The sequence below is a fragment of the Streptomyces sp. NPDC005374 genome (assembly GCF_042872225.1).
Lineage (GTDB): Bacteria > Actinomycetota > Actinomycetes > Streptomycetales > Streptomycetaceae > Streptomyces.
The window spans coordinates 198,639-216,587 of the sequence record NZ_JBIAKA010000004.1 but is presented as its reverse complement, the minus strand read 5'-3'; the positions used below and the strand labels follow the sequence as shown (position 1 = coordinate 216,587).

14 protein-coding genes are annotated in these 17,949 nt (G+C 69.9%); 8 read left to right on the top strand and 6 right to left on the bottom strand.

The features are described from left to right. Positions 1–38: 38 nt before the first annotated feature. Positions 39–737: an HAD family hydrolase gene (locus ACFYRX_RS12200; protein WP_389098576.1), complete on the bottom strand. Its 699-nt coding sequence runs from the start codon at positions 735–737 to the stop codon at positions 39–41. A gap of 122 nt (positions 738–859) precedes the next feature. Next, positions 860–4,375: a methionine synthase gene (gene metH, locus ACFYRX_RS12195; RefSeq protein ID WP_389098574.1), complete on the bottom strand. Its 3,516-nt coding sequence runs from the start codon at positions 4,373–4,375 to the stop codon at positions 860–862. A 284-nt stretch (positions 4,376–4,659) separates the two neighbouring features. On the opposite strand from metH, the gene ACFYRX_RS12190 reads away from it, so the two are divergent. The 5 genes from ACFYRX_RS12190 (at position 4,660) to ACFYRX_RS12170 (ending at position 10,557) form a co-directional block, all read left to right on the top strand. Next, on the top strand, positions 4,660–5,424 hold the full coding sequence (locus ACFYRX_RS12190; protein WP_389098572.1) for an IclR family transcriptional regulator: 765 nt from the start codon (positions 4,660–4,662) through the stop codon (positions 5,422–5,424). 378 nt (positions 5,425–5,802) lie between these two features. Beyond that, positions 5,803–6,603, top strand: a complete 801-nt coding sequence (locus ACFYRX_RS12185) for an MIP/aquaporin family protein (RefSeq protein WP_389098570.1) — start codon at positions 5,803–5,805, stop codon at positions 6,601–6,603. Between the two features lie 59 nt (positions 6,604–6,662). Then, positions 6,663–8,201, top strand: coding sequence for a glycerol kinase GlpK (gene glpK, locus ACFYRX_RS12180; protein ID WP_389098568.1), 1,539 nt, complete (start codon positions 6,663–6,665; stop codon positions 8,199–8,201). Positions 8,202–8,256: 55 nt separating this feature from the next. Beyond that, the gene (locus ACFYRX_RS12175) at positions 8,257–9,873 is read left to right on the top strand and encodes an FAD-dependent oxidoreductase (protein WP_389098566.1); all 1,617 of its coding nucleotides are present in this window, start codon (positions 8,257–8,259) and stop codon (positions 9,871–9,873) included. A gap of 114 nt (positions 9,874–9,987) precedes the next feature. Further along, positions 9,988–10,557: an SMI1/KNR4 family protein gene (locus tag ACFYRX_RS12170; protein ID WP_389098564.1), complete on the top strand. Its 570-nt coding sequence runs from the start codon at positions 9,988–9,990 to the stop codon at positions 10,555–10,557. Here the strand turns inward: ACFYRX_RS12170 and mtnK are convergent. From mtnK to ACFYRX_RS12150, 4 genes are read right to left on the bottom strand one after another with little or no spacing between them, the layout of a single operon-like run. Continuing rightward, positions 10,546–11,718, bottom strand: coding sequence for an S-methyl-5-thioribose kinase (gene mtnK / locus ACFYRX_RS12165; RefSeq protein WP_389098562.1), 1,173 nt, complete (start codon positions 11,716–11,718; stop codon positions 10,546–10,548). The two genes, ACFYRX_RS12170 and mtnK, sit on opposite strands and share 12 nt — an antisense overlap. A 45-nt stretch (positions 11,719–11,763) precedes the next feature. Next, positions 11,764–12,810, bottom strand: a complete 1,047-nt coding sequence (locus tag ACFYRX_RS12160; RefSeq protein WP_389098560.1) for an ABC transporter permease — start codon at positions 12,808–12,810, stop codon at positions 11,764–11,766. Positions 12,811–12,849: 39 nt separating this feature from the next. After that, positions 12,850–14,367 (bottom strand): sugar ABC transporter ATP-binding protein, encoded by a 1,518-nt coding sequence (locus tag ACFYRX_RS12155; protein WP_389098558.1) that lies wholly within the window; start codon positions 14,365–14,367, stop codon positions 12,850–12,852. Beyond that, on the bottom strand, positions 14,354–15,451 hold the full coding sequence (locus ACFYRX_RS12150) for a substrate-binding domain-containing protein (RefSeq protein WP_389098556.1): 1,098 nt from the start codon (positions 15,449–15,451) through the stop codon (positions 14,354–14,356). Before ACFYRX_RS12150 ends, ACFYRX_RS12155 begins: the two co-directional genes overlap by 14 nt. Before the next feature lie 523 nt (positions 15,452–15,974). Between ACFYRX_RS12150 and ACFYRX_RS12145 the strand changes: the two genes are divergently transcribed. The 3 genes from ACFYRX_RS12145 to mtnB are packed head-to-tail and all read left to right on the top strand — an operon-like array spanning position 15,975 to position 17,895. Then, on the top strand, positions 15,975–16,574 hold the full coding sequence (locus tag ACFYRX_RS12145; protein WP_389098554.1) for an acireductone dioxygenase: 600 nt from the start codon (positions 15,975–15,977) through the stop codon (positions 16,572–16,574). Next, a complete protein-coding gene (gene mtnC / locus ACFYRX_RS12140; RefSeq protein WP_389098552.1) occupies positions 16,571–17,290 on the top strand; it encodes an acireductone synthase in 720 nt (239 codons plus the stop codon). Before ACFYRX_RS12145 ends, mtnC begins: the two co-directional genes overlap by 4 nt. Beyond that, positions 17,287–17,895, top strand: a complete 609-nt coding sequence (gene mtnB / locus ACFYRX_RS12135; protein WP_389098550.1) for a methylthioribulose 1-phosphate dehydratase — start codon at positions 17,287–17,289, stop codon at positions 17,893–17,895. Before mtnC ends, mtnB begins: the two co-directional genes overlap by 4 nt. Positions 17,896–17,949 lie beyond the last annotated feature (54 nt).

Below are 17,949 nucleotides of genomic sequence, written 5' to 3'. Positions count from 1 at the left end.
CCGCCTTGCACGCTGGGTGAACACCCGAGGCATTTCCGTCATCGAAGGGCGATCAGGCCGCGCAGGAATGTCAGGTCGATCTCTTCGAGGGAGCTGACGACGGTCCGTCCGGGGGCCGCGGCGATGGGAGCCACGGAGGGCACGGCCACGACCTGGCAGCCCGCGGCCTCGGCGGCGGCGACACCGGTCGCGGTGTCCTCGACGACCGCGCATCTGGCCGGATCCGCACCGAGTCCGGCGGCGGCGAACAGATACGGGTCGGGGTAGGGCTTGGTGCGGGACACCTCGTCACCGGCGACCGTGAGGGCGAAGTGCTGCGGGCCGAGGGAGGCGAGGACCCGGTCGATGATGCGCCGGTGCGAGGCGGAGACCAGGGCGGTGGGGATCCGGTGCGCGGACAGTTCGGTCAGCAGCCGGAGCGCGCCCGGCATCAGCGGCAGGTCGCGGCCGATGCGGTCCTCGAAGCCGTCGTTGAGCAGGACGGTGAGTTCGGCGAGGGTGATGTCGGCGCCGGTGGCCTCGATGAGGAAGCCGGCACTGCGGGTCATGGGGCCGCCGACCACGACATGGCGCCAGGAGTCGTCGAGGGTGTGGCCGAGGCGGGCGAAGACCTCTGCCTCGACGTCCCACCAGAAGCCCTCGGTGTCCACCAGGGTGCCGTCCATGTCGAGGAGGACGGCCTGAAGTGCCGAGCCGTCTGCCGTACGGGTTACGGGCGCGGGGACCGTGCTGGTCATCCACGTACCTCCTTGAGGGACGAGCAGGCCGGTCCCCCGCACGGGGAACCGGCCTCCAGTGGACCGACCAGTGTACGACTTATCCGATCAGTGTGCTCGGTGAGTCATGACTCAGGAGCGTTTCAGCGGGCGTTGAAGTACTTCGCCTCCGGGTGGTGGATGACGATCGCGTCGGTGGACTGCTCGGGGTGGAGCTGGAACTCCTCCGAGAGGTGGACGCCGATGCGCTCCGGCTGGAGCAGGTCGGCGATCTTGGCGCGGTCCTCCAGATCGGGGCAGGCGCCGTAGCCGAGGGAGAAGCGGGCGCCCCGGTACTTCAGGGAGAACATGTCCTCGATCTCGCTGGGGTCCTCGCCCGCGAAGCCGAGTTCGGAACGCACCCGGGCGTGCCAGTACTCGGCGAGCGCCTCGGCCAACTGGACGGACAGGCCGTGCAGTTCGAGGTAGTCACGGTAGGCGTTCGCCTCGAACAGCTCGGCCGTCCGCTCGCCGATCCGGGAGCCGACGGTGACGACCTGGAAGCCGACCACGTCGGTCTCCCCCGACTCCTCCGGGCGGAAGAAGTCGGCGAGGCAGAGCCGGCGGCCGCGGCGCTGGCGCGGGAAGGTGAAGCGGGTGCGCTCGTTGCCCTCGTCGTCCAGGATGATCAGGTCGTCGTCCTTGGACACGCAGGGAAAGTAGCCGTAGACGACGGCGGCTTCCAGCAGGTTCTCGGTCTGCAGTTGGTCGAGCAGTCCGCGCAGACGCGGCCGGCCCTCGGTCTCGACGAGTTCCTCGTACGTCGGTCCCTCGCCGGTGCGGGCCTGCTTGAGCCCCCACTGGCCCTTGAACAGGGCGCCCTCGTCGAGCCAGGAGGCGTACTCCTTGAGCTGGATGCCCTTGATGACGCGGGTGCCCCGGAACGGCGGCGTGGGCAGCGGGTTGTCGATGGCCACGTCGGAGCGGACATGCCCCTCCTCGGGCCGCTCCTCCTCGACCTGTACGGCGCTCGCGCGCACCCGGCGCTGCTTGAGCTCGGGCAGCTTGGCGCCGGGCACGCCCCGCTTGACGCCGATGAGGGCGTCCATGAGGCGCAGGCCCTCGAACGCGTCGCGGGCGTAACGGACTTCGCCCTGGTAGATCTCGTGCAGGTCCTGTTCGACGTACGCCCTGGTCAGCGCTGCTCCGCCGAGGATCACCGGGAAGTCGGCGGCCATGCCGCGCTGGTTGAGCTCCTCCAGGTTCTCCTTCATGATCACCGTGGACTTGACCAGGAGGCCGGACATGCCGATGACGTCGGCGCGGTGCTCGGCCGCGGCGTCCAGGATCGCGGAGACCGGCTGCTTGATGCCGAGGTTGACCACGTTGTAGCCGTTGTTGGACAGGATGATGTCGACGAGGTTCTTGCCGATGTCGTGCACGTCGCCGCGCACGGTGGCCAGCACGATGGTGCCCTTGCCCTCGGCGTCCGACTTCTCCATGTGCGGTTCGAGGTGGGCGACCGCCGTCTTCATGACCTCGGCGGACTGCAGCACGAACGGCAGCTGCATCTGGCCCGAGCCGAACAGTTCGCCGACGACCTTCATGCCGTCCAGGAGGGTCTCGTTGACGATGTCGAGAGCGGGGCGGGTCTGCAGGGCCTCGTCGAGGTCGGCCTCCAGGCCGTTCTTCTCGCCGTCGATGATGCGGCGCTTGAGGCGCTCGTCCAGCGGCAGCGCGGCCAGTTCCTCGGCGCGGCCCGCCTTCAGGGACTTGGTGGTGGCGCCCTCGAAGAGCTGCATGAGCTTCTGGAGGGGGTCGTAGCCCTCGGCGCGGCGGTCGTGGATCAGGTCGAGGGCGGTCTGGACCTCCTCCTCGCTGAACCGGGCGATCGGCAGGATCTTCGACGCGTGCACGATCGCGGAGTCCAGGCCCGCCTTCACACACTCGTCCAGGAACACCGAGTTGAGCAGGATGCGGGCCGCCGGGTTGAGGCCGAAGGAGATGTTCGAAAGGCCCAGGGTGGTCTGTACGTCGGGGTGGCGGCGCTTGAGTTCGCGGATCGCCTCGATGGTGGCGACGCCGTCCTTGCGGGACTCCTCCTGACCGGTACAGATGGTGAAGGTCAGGGTGTCGATGAGGATGTCCGACTCGTGGATGCCCCAGTTGCCGGTCAGGTCGTCGATGAGCCGTTCGGCGATGGCGACCTTGTGTTCGGGGGTGCGGGCCTGGCCCTCCTCGTCGATGGTCAGCGCGATCAGCGCTGCGCCGTGCTCCTGCGCGAGCTTGGTGACCTTCGCGAAGCGGGACTCGGGGCCGTCGCCGTCCTCGTAGTTGACGGAGTTGATGACCGCGCGGCCGCCGAGCTTCTCCAACCCGGCCTGGATGACGGGGACTTCGGTGGAGTCGAGGACGATCGGCAGGGTGGAGGCGGTGGCGAAGCGGCCGGCGAGCTCCTTCATGTCGGCCACGCCGTCACGGCCCACGTAGTCCACGCACAGGTCCAGCATGTGGGCGCCTTCGCGGATCTGGTCGCGGGCCATCTCCACGCAGTCGTCCCAGCGCGCCGCCAGCATCGCCTCACGGAACTTCTTCGAGCCGTTGGCGTTGGTGCGCTCACCGATGGCCAGGTAGGAGGTGTCCTGGCGGAACGGGACCGTCTGGTAGAGGGAGGCGGCACCCGGCTCGGGCTGCGGGCTGCGCTCGGAGGGCGTGAGGTCGCGGACGCGGTCCACGACCTGGCGCAGGTGTTCGGGGGTGGTGCCGCAGCAGCCGCCGATCAGGGACAGGCCGTAGTCGCGGACGAAGTTCTCCTGCGCGTCGGCCAGGCCCTCGGGGTCGAGGGGGAAGTGCGCGCCGTCCTTGGTGAGGATGGGAAGGCCCGCGTTCGGCATGCACAGCAGCGGGATGCGGGAGTGACGGGCCAGGTAGCGCAGGTGCTCGCTCATCTCGGCGGGGCCGGTCGAGCAGTTCAGGCCGATCATGTCGATGCCCAGCGGCTCCAGCGCGGTCAGCGCGGCACCGATCTCCGAGCCCAGCAGCATGGTGCCGGTCGTCTCGAAGGCCATCGAGACCACCAGCGGCACGTCGGTGCCGGTGGCCTCCAGCGCGCGCCGGGCGCCGAGGACGGAGGCCTTCGTCTGGAGCAGGTCCTGCGTGGTCTCGACGATCAGGGCGTCGGCGCCGCCCGCGAGCATGCCCTCGACGTTGGCCTGGTAGCCGTCGCGGATCGTGGCGTAGTCGATGTGGCCGAGGGTGGGCAGCTTGGTGCCGGGGCCGACCGAGCCGAGGACCCAGCGCTGCCGGCCGTCGCGGGCGGTGTGCTCGTCGGCCGCCTCGCGGGCGATCCGGGCGCCCGCCTCGGAGAGTTCGTGCACACGGTCGGCGATGTCGTACTCGGTGGCGGCCGTGTGGTTGGCGCCGAAGGTGTTGGTCTCGACGCAGTCGACGCCCACCGCGAAGTACGCGTCGTGGACGGATCGGACGATGTCGGGACGGGTCACGTTGAGGATCTCGTTGCAGCCTTCGAGATTCTCGAAGTCCTCGAGAGTGGGGTCCTGGGCCTGCAGCATGGTGCCCATCGCTCCGTCGGCGACCACCACTCTGGTGGCGAGCGCCTCACGGAGCGCGGACACACGGGTCCGGCTGTCGGCGGAAGGGGTCAGTGGCGACGAGGCCATGAAAGGGCTCCCTGAGTTGCGACGGCTGTCGGCTTCACGGCGCCCGCGAGACGTCCCGCGCTGGGCGCACCACGCCAGGGTAGCCGGGCCCGCCACCGTATGGTCGGCGCGTCCACGGGACGGACGAGGATGGCGGGCAGGTCACCGGCTGGATACCAGTGACGCAACAGATGACGACCGACCATTAGCGGGAGGTCGGCATGGACCGGTAGTGTTCGGCATTGCCGAACACTGGCAGCGACGCCGTAACACTCGGCTGTCGACGGGACGGAGGCAGGACGGCGATGGCACGGAACATCCAGTCGCTCGAACGGGCGGCCGCGATGCTGCGGCTCCTCGCGGGCGGCGAGCGCAGGCTCGGCCTGTCGGACATCGCCTCGTCCCTGGGCCTGGCCAAGGGCACCGCGCACGGCATTCTGCGCACCCTCCAGCACGAGGGGTTCGTGGAGCAGGACGAGGCCTCCGGGCGCTATCAGCTGGGCGCCGAGCTGCTGCGCCTCGGCACCACCTACCTGGATGTGCACGAGCTGCGCGCACGTGCGCTCGTGTGGACCGATGACCTGGCCCGCTCCAGCGGTGAGAGCGTGCACCTGGGCGTCCTGCACCAGCAGGGTGTGCTGATCGTGCACCACGTCTTCCGGCCCGACGACAGCCGGCAGGTGCTGGAGATCGGGGCCATGCAGCCCCTGCACTGCACGGCGTTGGGCAAGGTGCTCTCCGCGTACGACCCGGTGGCGCACAGCGAGGCGGTGGAGAGCGACCGCAAGGTGTTCACCGACCGGACCGTGTGCGATCTGGGCGACTTCGAGCAGATCCTCGACATCACGCGCGCGCGTGGGTACGCGGCGGACATCGAGGAGACCTGGGAGGGCGTCGCGTCCATCGCCGCCCCCATCCACGACCGGCGGCGCATGCCCGTCGGCGCGGTCGGCATCACCGGGGCCGTGGAGCGGCTGTGCCGGGACGGCGAGCTGCGCCCCGAGCTGATCGCGGCGGTGCGGGACTGCGCCCGCGCGGTGTCACGGGACCTGGGCGCCGGCCGGTTCTGACGCGAGCCCGTCCAAGAAGAGCACAAGAGGGTCGGTACGTCCGTTGGACGTCCCGGCCCTTGCCCGTACCCTGACAAACTAGGCAAACCCATAGATCCGCACGCACAGTGCGCACGCGGAAGCCGTGTGTGTCGAACTCAAGATCGATAGCCACAGCAATCAATAACGATCGCGGTTTCGGCAACAGAGCTCTTGACGTGCACGTAACGCCGGAGCAAGACTCCCGTCCATCGGTCGGCATTGTCGAACACCTACCGGCAATACGCGCTAGAGTGTGACAACGCCAAGGGCCGACACCGCTCTCACTCCCGAGAGCAGCTCGAACCACCGGAGGGACCCGGGGTTCGGTCCCCTGGACGAAGGACAAAGGAGTCGCGGGTGTCCAGCTCCGACATCTTCATCGGCGAGACCATCGGTACCGCCATACTCATCCTGCTCGGCGGTGGCGTGTGCGCCGCCGTCACGCTGAAGGCCTCCAAGGCCCGCAACGCCGGCTGGCTGGCCATCACCTTCGGGTGGGGTTTCGCCGTGCTGACGGCCGTGTACACCTCGGCGCCGCTCTCCGGCGCCCACCTCAACCCGGCCGTGACGCTCGCGCTCGCGCTGAAGAAGGACGGCATCGCCTGGAGCGACGTCCCGATCTACTGGGGCGGACAACTGCTCGGCGCCATGATCGGTGCGGCCCTGGTCTGGGTCGCCTACTACGGTCAGTTCCACGCGCACCTGACCGACAAGGAGATCGTCGGCGCTCCCGGCGCGCAGGCCACCTCCGCCAAGGCCGTCGAGGCGCAGGAGAAGGGCGCCGGCCCGGTCCTGGGCATCTTCTCCACCGGCCCCGAGGTCCGCGTCGCCTGGCAGAACGTCGCCACCGAGGTCATCGGCACCATCGTGCTGGTGCTCGCCGTCCTCACCCAGGGCCTCAACGGTGACGGCAAGGGTCTCGGCACCCTGGGCGCCCTGATCACCGCACTCGTCGTCGTCTCCATCGGTCTGTCCCTCGGTGGCCCGACCGGTTACGCGATCAACCCGGCCCGTGACCTCGGTCCGCGCATCGTGCACGCACTCCTGCCCCTGCCCAACAAGGGCGGCTCCGACTGGAGCTACGCCTGGGTCCCGATCGCCGGTCCGCTGATCGGCGGCGCGATCGCTGCAGGCATCTACAACATCGCGTTCGCTTAGACCAGCAGTCGAACAGCAGTCGTAGACCGTCCCTTACTCACGGAACCCAGGAGCACACAGTGACCGACGCCCACACCGCCGGCCCGTTCATCGCCGCGATCGACCAGGGCACCACCTCCAGCCGCTGCATCGTCTTCGACAAGGACGGCCGTATCGTCTCGGTCGACCAGAAGGAGCACGAGCAGATCTTCCCGAAGCCGGGCTGGGTCGAGCACAACGCCAACGAGATCTGGACCAACGTCCAGGAAGTCGTCGCCGGGGCCGTCCAGAAGGCCGGCATCACCCGTGACGACATCAAGGCCATCGGCATCACCAACCAGCGCGAGACCACTCTGCTCTGGGACAAGAACACCGGTGAGCCCGTCCACAACGCCATCGTCTGGCAGGACACCCGCACCGACGCCCTGTGCAAGGACCTCGGCCGCAACGTCGGCCAGGACCGCTTCCGCCGCGAGACCGGCCTGCCGCTGGCCTCGTACTTCGCCGGCCCGAAGGCCCGCTGGCTGCTCGACAACGTCGAGGGGCTGCGCGAGCGCGCCGAGGCCGGGGACATCCTCTTCGGCACCATGGACAGCTGGGTCATCTGGAACCTGACCGGTGGTGTCAACGGCGGCAAGCACTACACCGACGTCACCAACGCCTCCCGCACCATGCTGATGAACCTCCACACCCTGGCGTGGGACGAGAAGATCGCCGAGTCCATCGGCGTGCCGCTGAACATGCTCCCGGAGATCCGCTCCTCCGCCGAGGTCTACGGCGAGGTCACCGGCGGCAAGCTCGGCGACCTGCTCGGCGGCATCCCGGTCGCCTCCGCGCTCGGCGACCAGCAGGCGGCCCTGTTCGGCCAGACCTGTTTCGCCGAGGGCGAGGCCAAGTCGACGTACGGCACCGGCACCTTCATGCTGCTGAACACCGGCGAGAAGATCATCAACTCGTACTCCGGGCTGCTGACCACCGTCGGCTACCGCATCGGTGACCAGAAGCCGGTCTACGCCCTCGAGGGCTCCATCGCCGTCACCGGTTCGCTGGTGCAGTGGATGCGCGACCAGATGGGCCTGATCTCCACCGCCGCCGAGATCGAGACGCTCGCGCTCTCGGTCGAGGACAACGGCGGCGCCTACTTCGTGCCGGCGTTCTCCGGTCTGTTCGCCCCGTACTGGCGCTCCGACGCCCGCGGTGTGATCGCCGGTCTGACCCGGTACGTCACCAAGGCGCACCTCGCGCGTGCCGTGCTCGAGGCCACCGCCTGGCAGACCCGTGAGATCACGGACGCCATGACCAAGGACTCCGGCGTCGAGCTCGCGGCCCTCAAGGTCGACGGCGGCATGACCTCCAACAACCTGCTGATGCAGACCCTCTCGGACTTCCTGGACGCCCCCGTGGTGCGCCCGATGGTCGCCGAGACGACCTGCCTCGGCGCCGCCTACGCCGCCGGTCTCGCCGTCGGCTTCTGGACCAGCACCGACGACCTGCGCGCCAACTGGCGCCGGGCCGCCGAGTGGACCCCCAACATGGACGCGGAGAAGCGCGACCGTGAGTACAAGAGCTGGCTCAAGGCCGTCGAGCGGACCATGGGCTGGCTCGAGGACGAGAACTGACGAGCGAGCGCACCCGAGCTCATCTCGTAGTTCTGACGAGGAGTAAGAACCCCACATGACCAGTCAGTCCACCCTGCAGTCCGTGCCTGCCCTCGGTACGCGCCCGGCCTCCGGCTCCAACCCGAGCCGCGCCGAGACCCGGGAGCAGCTCTCCAAGGCGTCGTACGACCTTCTCGTGATCGGCGGCGGCATCCTGGGCATCTCCACCGCCTGGCACGCCGCGCAGTCCGGCCTCAGGGTGGCACTGGTCGACGCCGGCGACTTCGCCGGCGCCACCTCGTCCGCCTCCTCCAAGCTGCTCCACGGCGGTCTGCGCTATCTGCAGACCGGCGCGGTGAAGCTGGTGGCGGAGAACCACTTCGAACGCCGTGCGGTGTCCCGCCAGGTGGCTCCCCACCTGGCGAACCCGCTCACGTTCTACCTCCCCGTGTACAAGGGCGGGCCGCACGGCGCCGCGAAGCTCGGGGCGGGCGTCTTCGCCTACTCCGCGCTCTCCGCGTTCGGTGACGGCGTCGGTCACCTCCTGTCCCCCGCCAAGGCGGCGCAGGACGTGCCCGAGCTGCGCACCGACAACCTCAAGGCCGTGGCCGTGTACGGCGACGACCAGATGAACGACGCCCGCATGGCGCTGATGACGGTCCGCGCGGCCGTCGAGGCGGGCGCGGTGGTCCTCAACCACGCCGAGGTGACCGGCCTCCGGTTCACCAAGGGCCGGGTGACGGGCGCCGACCTGCGCGACCGGCAGTCCGGTGACGAGTTCGGCGTGAACGCCCGGCTCGTGCTGAACGCGACCGGGCCGTGGGTCGACCACCTGCGCAAGCTGGAGGACCCGAACGCGGCGCCGTCCATCCGCCTCTCCAAGGGCGCGCACCTGGTCCTCAAGCGGACCTCGCCGTGGAAGGCCGCGCTCGCGACCCCGATCGACAAGTACCGGATCACCTTCGCCCTGCCCTGGGAGGACATGCTCCTCCTCGGCACCACGGACGAGGAGTTCGAGGGCGACCCGGCGGATGTCACGGTCACCGAGAAGGACACGGCCCAGATACTCGACGAGGCCGCGTTCTCGGTCCGCGACCAGCAGCTGTCCCGTGACCTGATCACGTACTCGTTCGCCGGTCTGCGCGTGCTGCCGGGCGGCCCCGGCAGCACTGCGAAGGCCAAGCGCGAGACCGTGGTCACCGAGGGCAGGGGCGGCATGCTGTCCGTCGCGGGCGGCAAGTGGACGACCTTCCGGCACATCGGCCGTACGGTCATGCAGAAGCTGGAGGCGCTGCCGGGCCACCCGCTGGGCGACGACTTCGAGCCGGTCTCCTCGCTGCCGAAGAAGCTGCCGCTGCCCGGTGTCGCCAACCCGCGCGCGGTCGCGCACCGGCTGCTGGTGGACAACCCGGCGCCCGGCCCCCGGATGGGAGCCGACACGGCGAGGCACCTCGCCACGCACTACGGTTCGCTGGCCTTCGACATCGCGCGGCTGGCCAACGAGAACCCCGAGCTGGGCGAGCGGGTGCACCCGGACGCGCCCGAGATCTGGGCGCAGGTCGTGTACGCCCGGGACAACGAGTGGGCCGAGACGCAGGACGACGTGCTGCGCCGCCGTACGACCCTGACGATCCGGGGCCTGGCCACGGACGACGTCCGGGCGAAGGTCCAGGACCTGCTCGACAAGAAGTAGAGACCCCGGCCCCTCCCCCTATGGGGGCCGGTACGTGAAGGGGGCGGCTCCTCGACGAGGGAGCCGCCCCTTTCGCATGTCCTGTTGTCAGTGCCGGGTGCTTTCATGGCACGCATGGACAACGATCAGGCCGCTGTCGAGGAACTCACCGCGCTGCGGGAGGCCTTCGGCGTGGACGACGGGGGCGCGTCGGCTCTCGGGTGGGAAGCGGTGCAGACCTTCGAGGCGGAGCGGGGGGTGGTGCTGCCGGAGCCGTATCGGACGTTCGTCGCGGAGATCTCCGACGGGTCGTTCCAGGGGCCGCCGGAATTCGGGCTCGTGGGGTTGGCCGAGTTGCCCGGGGACTGGGGAGGCGACGGCGCGGACCGGGACCTGCGCAAGCCGTTCCCGCTGACCGAGGGCTGGCTCTGGGAGGCGGGCGAGGGTCCGTACGAAGACCCTGACGCCGTCATCGGCCAGGTGTTCCGGCACGGTTCGATCGTGCTCGGGACCGACGGGTGCGCGATGAACTGGCATCTCGTCGTCACGGGCCCCCACCGGGGGCACATATGGCACATCACGGATGTGGGCGCCATGCCCTTCGGCTCGGAGTTCGGGCACACGACCTCCGAGCCCGGGTTCGCCGGCTGGGTGCGGCACTGGGCCGCCGACAAGGAGTGGTTCGACGCCGAGTCAGCCCAGTGAGGCCACGACCTCGCGCACGGCGTCCGGCGAGGACAACTCCGCGCGCCGCAGGATGAGTTCGCGCCCGAGGAGCAGGGACCGGCGGGATGCCGGTACCGGGTCCGGCAGGGTCGTGAGGTCGGTCAGGTGGGCGAAGCCGATGATGCGGCGGATGATCTCGGTGCCCGCGTAGCCGAGGGACTCGGTCCAGACGCGGCGCAGGAAGCGGTCCAGGTAGGCGTCGTCGAAGAAGGTGTCGACGCGGGTCGGCCACAGGCGGCGGAACTCCGTCTCGAACGCCGTCCAGGACAGGGCGAGTTGGTCGGCGTGGTCGCTCAACGCGTCCAGGGCGCGGGCCCGTTCCTCCGAGACCAGCGCGTTGGCCCAGTACAGGCCGAGGTCGAAGCCGATCGGACCCACGAAGGAGAACTCGGGGTCGAAGACCCGGACGACCGGGGCGCCTTCGCGGGTGCCGACCATGATGCTGCCGGTGTGCAGGTCGCCGTGGAGGAGGGCCTGGGCGCTGGTCATGAACAGGTGCCTGAGGTCGGCCACCTCCGTGCGGAGCCTCGCGTCCGCACGGAACGCCTTCGCCAGGTCGTCGACGCCCTCGTGCCAGTGGTTGTGCTCGTGCTCGATGTACGGCTCGGACAGCACCACGTCCTCGGTGATCTTGCAGAGCTCGGGGCTGACGGAGGCCGCGATCAGGGCCTTGCGTTCCGCCGACGGCATGCCGAAGTCGCTGGTGGCGAAGGAGAGCCGGGCGACCAGTTCGCCGACCCGGACCGAGGTGTCGGGGCCGTACGACGCGCCCTCGTTCAGGAGGGTGCGCAGGACCTCCAGGTCCGACATGTCCTCCATGACGGTGGCGTAGTTCTCGGGGTCGTAGCCGTGGATCGCCGGGATCTCGTCGGGGGCGACCTTCGCGATCTGCTCGTAGGCGCGGGCCTCGGCGTCGGCGCGGTCCGGGTTCATCGGCCAGGACGGGCCCGCCACGCGCACCCAGGGCAGGGCCTGCTTCAGCGCGAGGCTGCGGGTGCCGTCGGCCGCCGAGGCGAGGAAGACCCGGTTCATGTTGCCGTCGGAGACCTCGCGGACCTCCGGGTCGGCGGCGCCGTCCCAGTGGCCGCGCTCGCGCAGGTACGCCGGGATGTCCTCCGGCTCCAGGATGCGGTAACCCATGGTCTGGTAACTCCCTTGTGGCGTACGGCGCTCTGAGGTGTGCCGCTATGCCGTGCGGCGCTTGGACAACGTGAAGCTGAAGACCAGGGCGAGGATGAGGACCGCGCCCTCGACGACGTCCTGGGTGTAGTACGGCAGGCCCTTGATGGTCAGGCCGGTGGTGATGATGCCGATGAGGACCGCGCCGAGCGCCGTGCCCCAGACGTTGGGGCGGCCCCGGCCCAGCACGGAGGTGCCGACGAGCGCCACGGCCACCGCTTCCAGCAGCTGCGAGGTTCCGGCGGACACGTCGCCCTGGCCGATGCGGGACGCGAGGATCAGGCCGCCGATCGAGGCGAGGACGCCGGACAGGACGTAGGCCAGGGCCCGGTAGGCGCCGACGCGGATGCCGGCCAGGCGGGCGGCCTCGGGGTTGGCGCCGATCGCGTACAGGACGCGGCCCCAGCGGGTGCGGGCCAGGAACACCCAGGCGACGACCGTCAGGCCGCCGAAGATGAGGACCGAGACGGGGATGCCGGCGACCGTGCCGCGGTCGATCTTGAGGAACCCGGCCGTGAACTTTCCGGGCGCGGTCGAGCCGTCGTCCATGGTCATGCCAGGGGTGATCGACTGACCGTCGACGAGGATGAGCTTGCTGCCCTGGATCACGAACATGGTGCCGAGGGTGGCGAGCATGTCGGGGATCTTCAGTACGACGATCAGCAGCGCGTTGAGCAGGCCCGCCACGGCACCCGCCACGAGCACCGCGAGGATCGCGACCGTGCCGACCTGGTTCTGGACGACCATCGTCTGGGCGGCGACCGAGACGCCGAGGCCCGCGACCGCGCCGACGGACATGTCCATTCCGCCGACGGCCATGGTCAGGGTGACGCCGAGGCCGAGGATCGCGGCGACGGAGACGTACCGGAGGGTGTCGAGGAGGGTCGCCGACTCTCGGAAGGAGCCCTCGCTGAGTGCGAAGTACAGGAACAGGGCGACCGTGACGAAGATGAAGCCGTACTTGATCACGGCGTTCTGGACGCGTACGGCGGTGGAGGTCGCGGGCGGGATCGCCGCCTTGGTGGGGACCTCGGTGCTCTGCTGGGTGGTCATGGGGGCTGCTTCCTTGGGGCCTGCGGCTGGCGGCCGACGTCAGACCGACGCCGAGATGGTCTGGATGACGCGGTCGCGTTCCGCGTCCTCGCCGTACGCGTCGAGGTGGATCTCACCGGCGGCGAGCACGACGACGCGGTCGGCGATCTCGAGGACCTCGTCGACATCGGCGGACAGGACGAGTACGGCGGCGCCCTCGGCGGCCAGCGCGCGGGCGCGGCGGCCGATGTCGCGACGCGCGCCGATGTCCACGCCTCGGAACGGTTCGTCCAGGATGAGGACGCGGGGTGCCTCGGCGAGCCACCGGCCGACGACGACCTTCTGCTGGTTGCCGCCGGACAGCTCCTCGACGGTGCTGTGCTCGTCGCGGGCCACGACGCCGAGGGCCTCGATGGTGTCGCGGCCGAGGGCGTCCTCCCTGGCCGTGTTCACCAGCCCGAGCCGGGACAGCGACTTCAGGAAGGGCAGGGAGATGTTCTGGGCCAGCGACCAGCCGGGCACGAGCGCGTCGGCGTGCCGGTCCTCGGGGACCAGGTGGACACCGCCGCGGATGGCGTCGGAGGGCCGCTTCGGCGCGTACGGTCTCCCGTCCAGCTCGACGGTCCCCGTCGCGAAGGGCTCGGCGCCGAACAGGCCGCGGGCCAGCTCGGTCTTGCCTGCCCCCAACAGGCCCACCACACCGGTGACTTCACCGGCGCGCAGGTCGAGGTCGAGGGGCGCCCTGCCCTCGAAGAGGCGGACTCCGCGCAGCGAGAGAGCGACGTCCCCCTGGTCGCCCTCCCGCACCGGGCGGGCCGTCGTCGTCTCCTGGGCCTGCGCCAGCATCGCGCGCAGGGCGCTGTCCCAGTCGAAGGGCTTGGCCTGGTCCTCGGTGAGACGGCCGTCCCGCAGGACGACCAGGCGGTCGGCGAGGGCGTCGATCTCGCCGAGGCGGTGGGAGACGTAGAGGACGGCGATGCCGTCGTCGCGCATTTTCTCGACGAGCGCGAAGAGGCGTTCGGCCTCGGCTGCGGACAGGGCCGAGGTCGGCTCGTCGAGGATCAGCAGGCGCGGGCGGGTGGCGAGCGCGCGGGCGAGGATCAGCAACTGGCGGTCGGAGATGCCGAGTTCGCCCACCTCGCGGCGCAGCACTGCATCGCTCCAGCCGAGATCGAGGCCCGCCTGGATCTCGCGGGCGCGCTCCAGGACCCGGCGCCCGTTCAGGAACGGGTTTCCGCGCTTCTGCGCCAGCTCCTCGAAGACCAGGTTCTCGGCTACGGAGAGGCCCGGCACGATGCCCTCGCCGATGCGCTGGTGCACGGTCTGGATGCCCAACTGCCGGGCGGCGAGCGGGGACTGGAGGGCCGCGGGTTCCCCGGCGACCCGTACCTGTCCGCCGTGGCCGGTGTGCACGCCCGACAGGATCTTGATCAGCGTGGACTTGCCGGCGCCGTTCGCGCCGAGCAGCGCGACCACGCTGCCCGGGGCGATGTCGAGGCTGACGGACTCCAGGACCGTCTTGCCCCCGAAGGCCATGCTGACCTCGTGGAGGGTGACCGCCGGTTCAGTGGGCGACATTCGAGATCCAGTCGGCGGTGGAGACCTGCGACAGGTTCAGCGCCGGCAGCGCCGTGCGGAGCTGGTCCATGTTCTCGATCTTCTTCTCGCGCAGGAAGTCCTGGGTGATGGCGACGGCCGGGAACTCCACGGAGGTCTTGTTCAGCTGACCGGCCAGCTCCAGGGCGGCGGTCCGCACCACGGCGGCGCCGACCGCGGACGGGTCGGTGCCCGCGGTGGCGACCCAGGGGCTGTCGGCGGCGGTCATCTGCTGGATGTCGGCGTTGGAGACGTCCGCTCCGAAGACCTTCACCTTGTCCTGGAGCTTCTTGTTCTGGACGGCGAGGACGGTGCCCTTGGCGAGCTCGTCGTAGGGGGCGAAGACACCGGTCACGTCCGCGTGCTGGGTGAGCGCGGCGGAGACCAGGGGAACGTTGTCGGTGGCCGTGGAGTCGGTGACCTTGCCGACCTTGAACTGCTGCTTCCAGCCCTGCGCGGCGAGTTCCTTGGCCCACACGGTGTTCCGCTTGTCCAGGGCCGCGTAACCGGCGACGTTGACGTAGCCGACCTTGGCGTTCTTGCCGAGCTTCTTCGCCATCACGTCGAGGACGGCCTGCGCCATGCTCGCGTCGTCCTGCTCGGTGCTCACCACGCCCTTGGTGGGGGTGTCGACGTCGTAGACGACGACCTTGATGCCCTTCTTCACGGCCTTGTCGATCTCCGGCTGGATGGTCGCCGGGAAGCCGTGGTCGATGATGATCGCCTTAGCGCCGGAGTTGATCGCGGAGGACAGGTCGGTGGCCTGCTTGGCGTTGTCCGCCTGGGCGTCGTACACGGTCAGGTCGATGCCGAGGGCCTTGGCCTGGGCCTTGGCGCCGTTGCCCCACTGCTCGAAGTAGTCGCCGGCGCCGCTCTGGCGGACCAGGGCCACCTTGACCGGGCCCGCGCTGAAGGGGGCCGGCTTCTTGCCGGTGGCGGCCGAGGCGGAGGCGGCGGTGTCGGTGGTGTTCTTCGAGGCGTCCGTGGACTGCGAGCAGCCCGCGAGCGCGAGGGCGGAGACGGAGGCCAGCGAGAGCGCGGCGAGCGGGAGGCGGACACGGGACATGGGTGGCTCCAGGTGCGGGGTGGTGAGGAGAAGAGAGGGGTGCGTGTCCCGGAGCGAGCGAAAGGAATGCGCCATCGACGTCAGAGGCCGGTGGCGGGGCGCGCGGGGGCTCCGGGGGAGGTCAGCGACAGCTGGCGGTGGTCATCCGGAGCAGGTCCACGTACAGCCGCCGCACGAGCAGCAGCGTCTTCATAAGGAGATCATGAGAACGTTTCCAGCCAATCGTCAAAGCCCTGGACACGAATTCTCACAAAGTGAGACAACGACTACGTCACACCAGGTCGGCGCCTCCACCGGAGTTACCATCACAGGACCGGCACCCGACCCGGCACAGTGAGGCCCCCATGACGACAACTGGCGCGAAAGCGACGTGTATGCCCTGCATGCGCCGCTGTCCCGGCGCGCTGTGTCGCGGCTGACGACCTGTTCGCCGCCGCCCGCCGCCCCGCTGTCTTCCCTCTCCGTCCGTCCGGTGCTTGTCTCGGTATCCGGACTTTCCATCCAGAATCCTGGAGTTGTTCCCATGACGCTGCTGACGACCTGGTCCGAGTCCGGTCCCGAGACCCTGGTCCGCCGCACCTCGGACCCCGCCGAGATCGCCGAGGCCCTCAAGCCGCTCGGTGTGCGCTACGAGCAGTGGCCGGTCCGCGAGGACGTCCCGTTCGACGCCGACAGCGAGACCGTGTTCGCCGCCTACGGCCCCGAGATCGACAAGCTGAACGCCGAGGAGGGCTTCACCACCGTCGACGTCCTCGGTCTGCACCCGAGCGACGACCCGGAGTTCCCCGCGAAGGCCGCGGCCGCACGCGCGAAGTTCCTCCAGGAGCACACCCACGACGACGATGACGAGGTCCGCTTCTTCGTCTCCGGCTCCGGGATCTTCTACCTGCACGTGAACGGCGAGGTGCACGCGGTGTTCTGCGAGAAGGGCGACCTCCTCGGCGTGCCGCGCGGCACCACCCACTGGTTCGACATGGGCACCGCCCCCTCGTTCACCGCGATCCGCTTCTTCCACGAGGAGGACGGCTGGATCGGCAACTTCACCGGTTCCACGATCGCCGCCCGCTTCCCGGACTACGACACGATCGCTGCGGGCTACGAGGCCGACAGGGCCGCCGCATGACGTTGCACCACGACGTCGACGCCGTGGTGCTCGACATCGAGGGCACCACGAGCGCCACGGGGTTCGTCGTCGACGTGCTGTACCCGTACTCGCGCTCGCGGTTCGCCGCGCTGCTCACCGAGCGGGGCGAGGAACCCGAGGTGGCGCGGGCCGTCGCCCAGGTGCGCGAGGAGATCGGCGAACCGGACGCCGACGCCGCAGGCGTCGAGAAGGCGCTGAACGCCTGGCTCGACGAGGACCGCAAGGCGACCCCGCTGAAGACCCTCCAGGGCGTCATCTGGGCCGAGGGCTTCGCCCGCGGCGACCTCGTCTCGCACTTCTACGACGACGTCGTACCGCGGTTGCGCGCCTGGCACGCGGCGGGCGTGGACCTCTACGTCTACTCGTCCGGGTCGGTCGCGGCGCAGCGGGCGTGGTTCACCAACAGCCCGGAGGGCGACCTCACGCCGCTGGTCTCCGGTCTCTACGACACCGAGAACGCCGGGCCCAAGCAGGAGCCCGAGTCGTACCGCCGTATCGCCTCGGCGACCGGCGTCCGTCCGGAGCGGCTCCTCTTCCTCTCCGACCGGCCCGGCGAGCTGGACGCGGCCCGTGCGGCCGGGTGGCACACCGCCGGGATCCGGCGGCCCGGGGAGCCGTACTACGAGCAAGGGGTCGGCGACCACGCAGCGGCGGGGACGTTCGACGAGATCACCGTTTCAAGGAGCACTTCGTGACCACCGACATCAGCGCCCTCGACCTGGAGGAGGCGGGGGCCGTCCTCGCCGCCGAGTCCGCCCGCTTCGCCTCGTTCGGCTGGATGCGGGGGACCTCCGGGAACCTGTCCGTGGTGCTCTCGCGCGATCCGCTGCGGCTCGCCGTCACCGCCAGTGGGCACGACAAGGGTGAACTGACGCCCGCGGACGTGGTGTTGGTGGACGCTCAGGGTGCGGCCGTACAGGGCGGCAAGCCGTCCGCCGAGGCCGAGCTGCATGCGCGGGTTGCCGCGCTGACCGGCGCCGGTGCCGTGGTCCATGTGCACACCGTCGCCTCGGTGGCGATGGGCAAGCGCGAGCCGGGCGGGATCGTCTTCAGGGATCTGGAGATGCTGAAGGGCGTCGGCCTTCCGGCGCACGACGTCGAGGTGACGCTGCCGGTCATCGCCAACAGCCAGGACATGAAGGTGCTGGGCGATCGTCTGGAGGAGGCACGGGAGCCCCGGATGCCCGCGGTCGTGGTCGCGGGACACGGGCTGTACGTGTGGGGTTCGGATCCGCGGCAGGCCCGGCACCACACCGAAGTGGTGGAGTGGCTGCTGGAGTTGGAGCTGACGGGCCGCTGAGACGGAGAGAGGGGGTCCCCGGGCAGGGGACCCCCTCATGCCTGTGCCCGGCTC

Coding starts and splice junctions, on each gene's coding strand:
- ACFYRX_RS12200 (WP_389098576.1), bottom strand. CDS start 737: ATGACCAGCACGGTCCCCGCGCCCGTAACCCGTACGGCAGACGGCTCG.
- metH (WP_389098574.1), bottom strand. CDS start 4,375: ATGGCCTCGTCGCCACTGACCCCTTCCGCCGACAGCCGGACCCGTGTG.
- ACFYRX_RS12190 (WP_389098572.1), top strand. CDS start 4,660: ATGGCACGGAACATCCAGTCGCTCGAACGGGCGGCCGCGATGCTGCGG.
- ACFYRX_RS12175 (WP_389098566.1), top strand. CDS start 8,257: ATGACCAGTCAGTCCACCCTGCAGTCCGTGCCTGCCCTCGGTACGCGC.
- ACFYRX_RS12170 (WP_389098564.1), top strand. CDS start 9,988: ATGGACAACGATCAGGCCGCTGTCGAGGAACTCACCGCGCTGCGGGAG.
- mtnK (WP_389098562.1), bottom strand. CDS start 11,718: ATGGGTTACCGCATCCTGGAGCCGGAGGACATCCCGGCGTACCTGCGC.
- ACFYRX_RS12160 (WP_389098560.1), bottom strand. CDS start 12,810: ATGACCACCCAGCAGAGCACCGAGGTCCCCACCAAGGCGGCGATCCCG.
- ACFYRX_RS12155 (WP_389098558.1), bottom strand. CDS start 14,367: ATGTCGCCCACTGAACCGGCGGTCACCCTCCACGAGGTCAGCATGGCC.
- ACFYRX_RS12150 (WP_389098556.1), bottom strand. CDS start 15,451: ATGTCCCGTGTCCGCCTCCCGCTCGCCGCGCTCTCGCTGGCCTCCGTC.
- ACFYRX_RS12145 (WP_389098554.1), top strand. CDS start 15,975: ATGACGCTGCTGACGACCTGGTCCGAGTCCGGTCCCGAGACCCTGGTC.
- mtnC (WP_389098552.1), top strand. CDS start 16,571: ATGACGTTGCACCACGACGTCGACGCCGTGGTGCTCGACATCGAGGGC.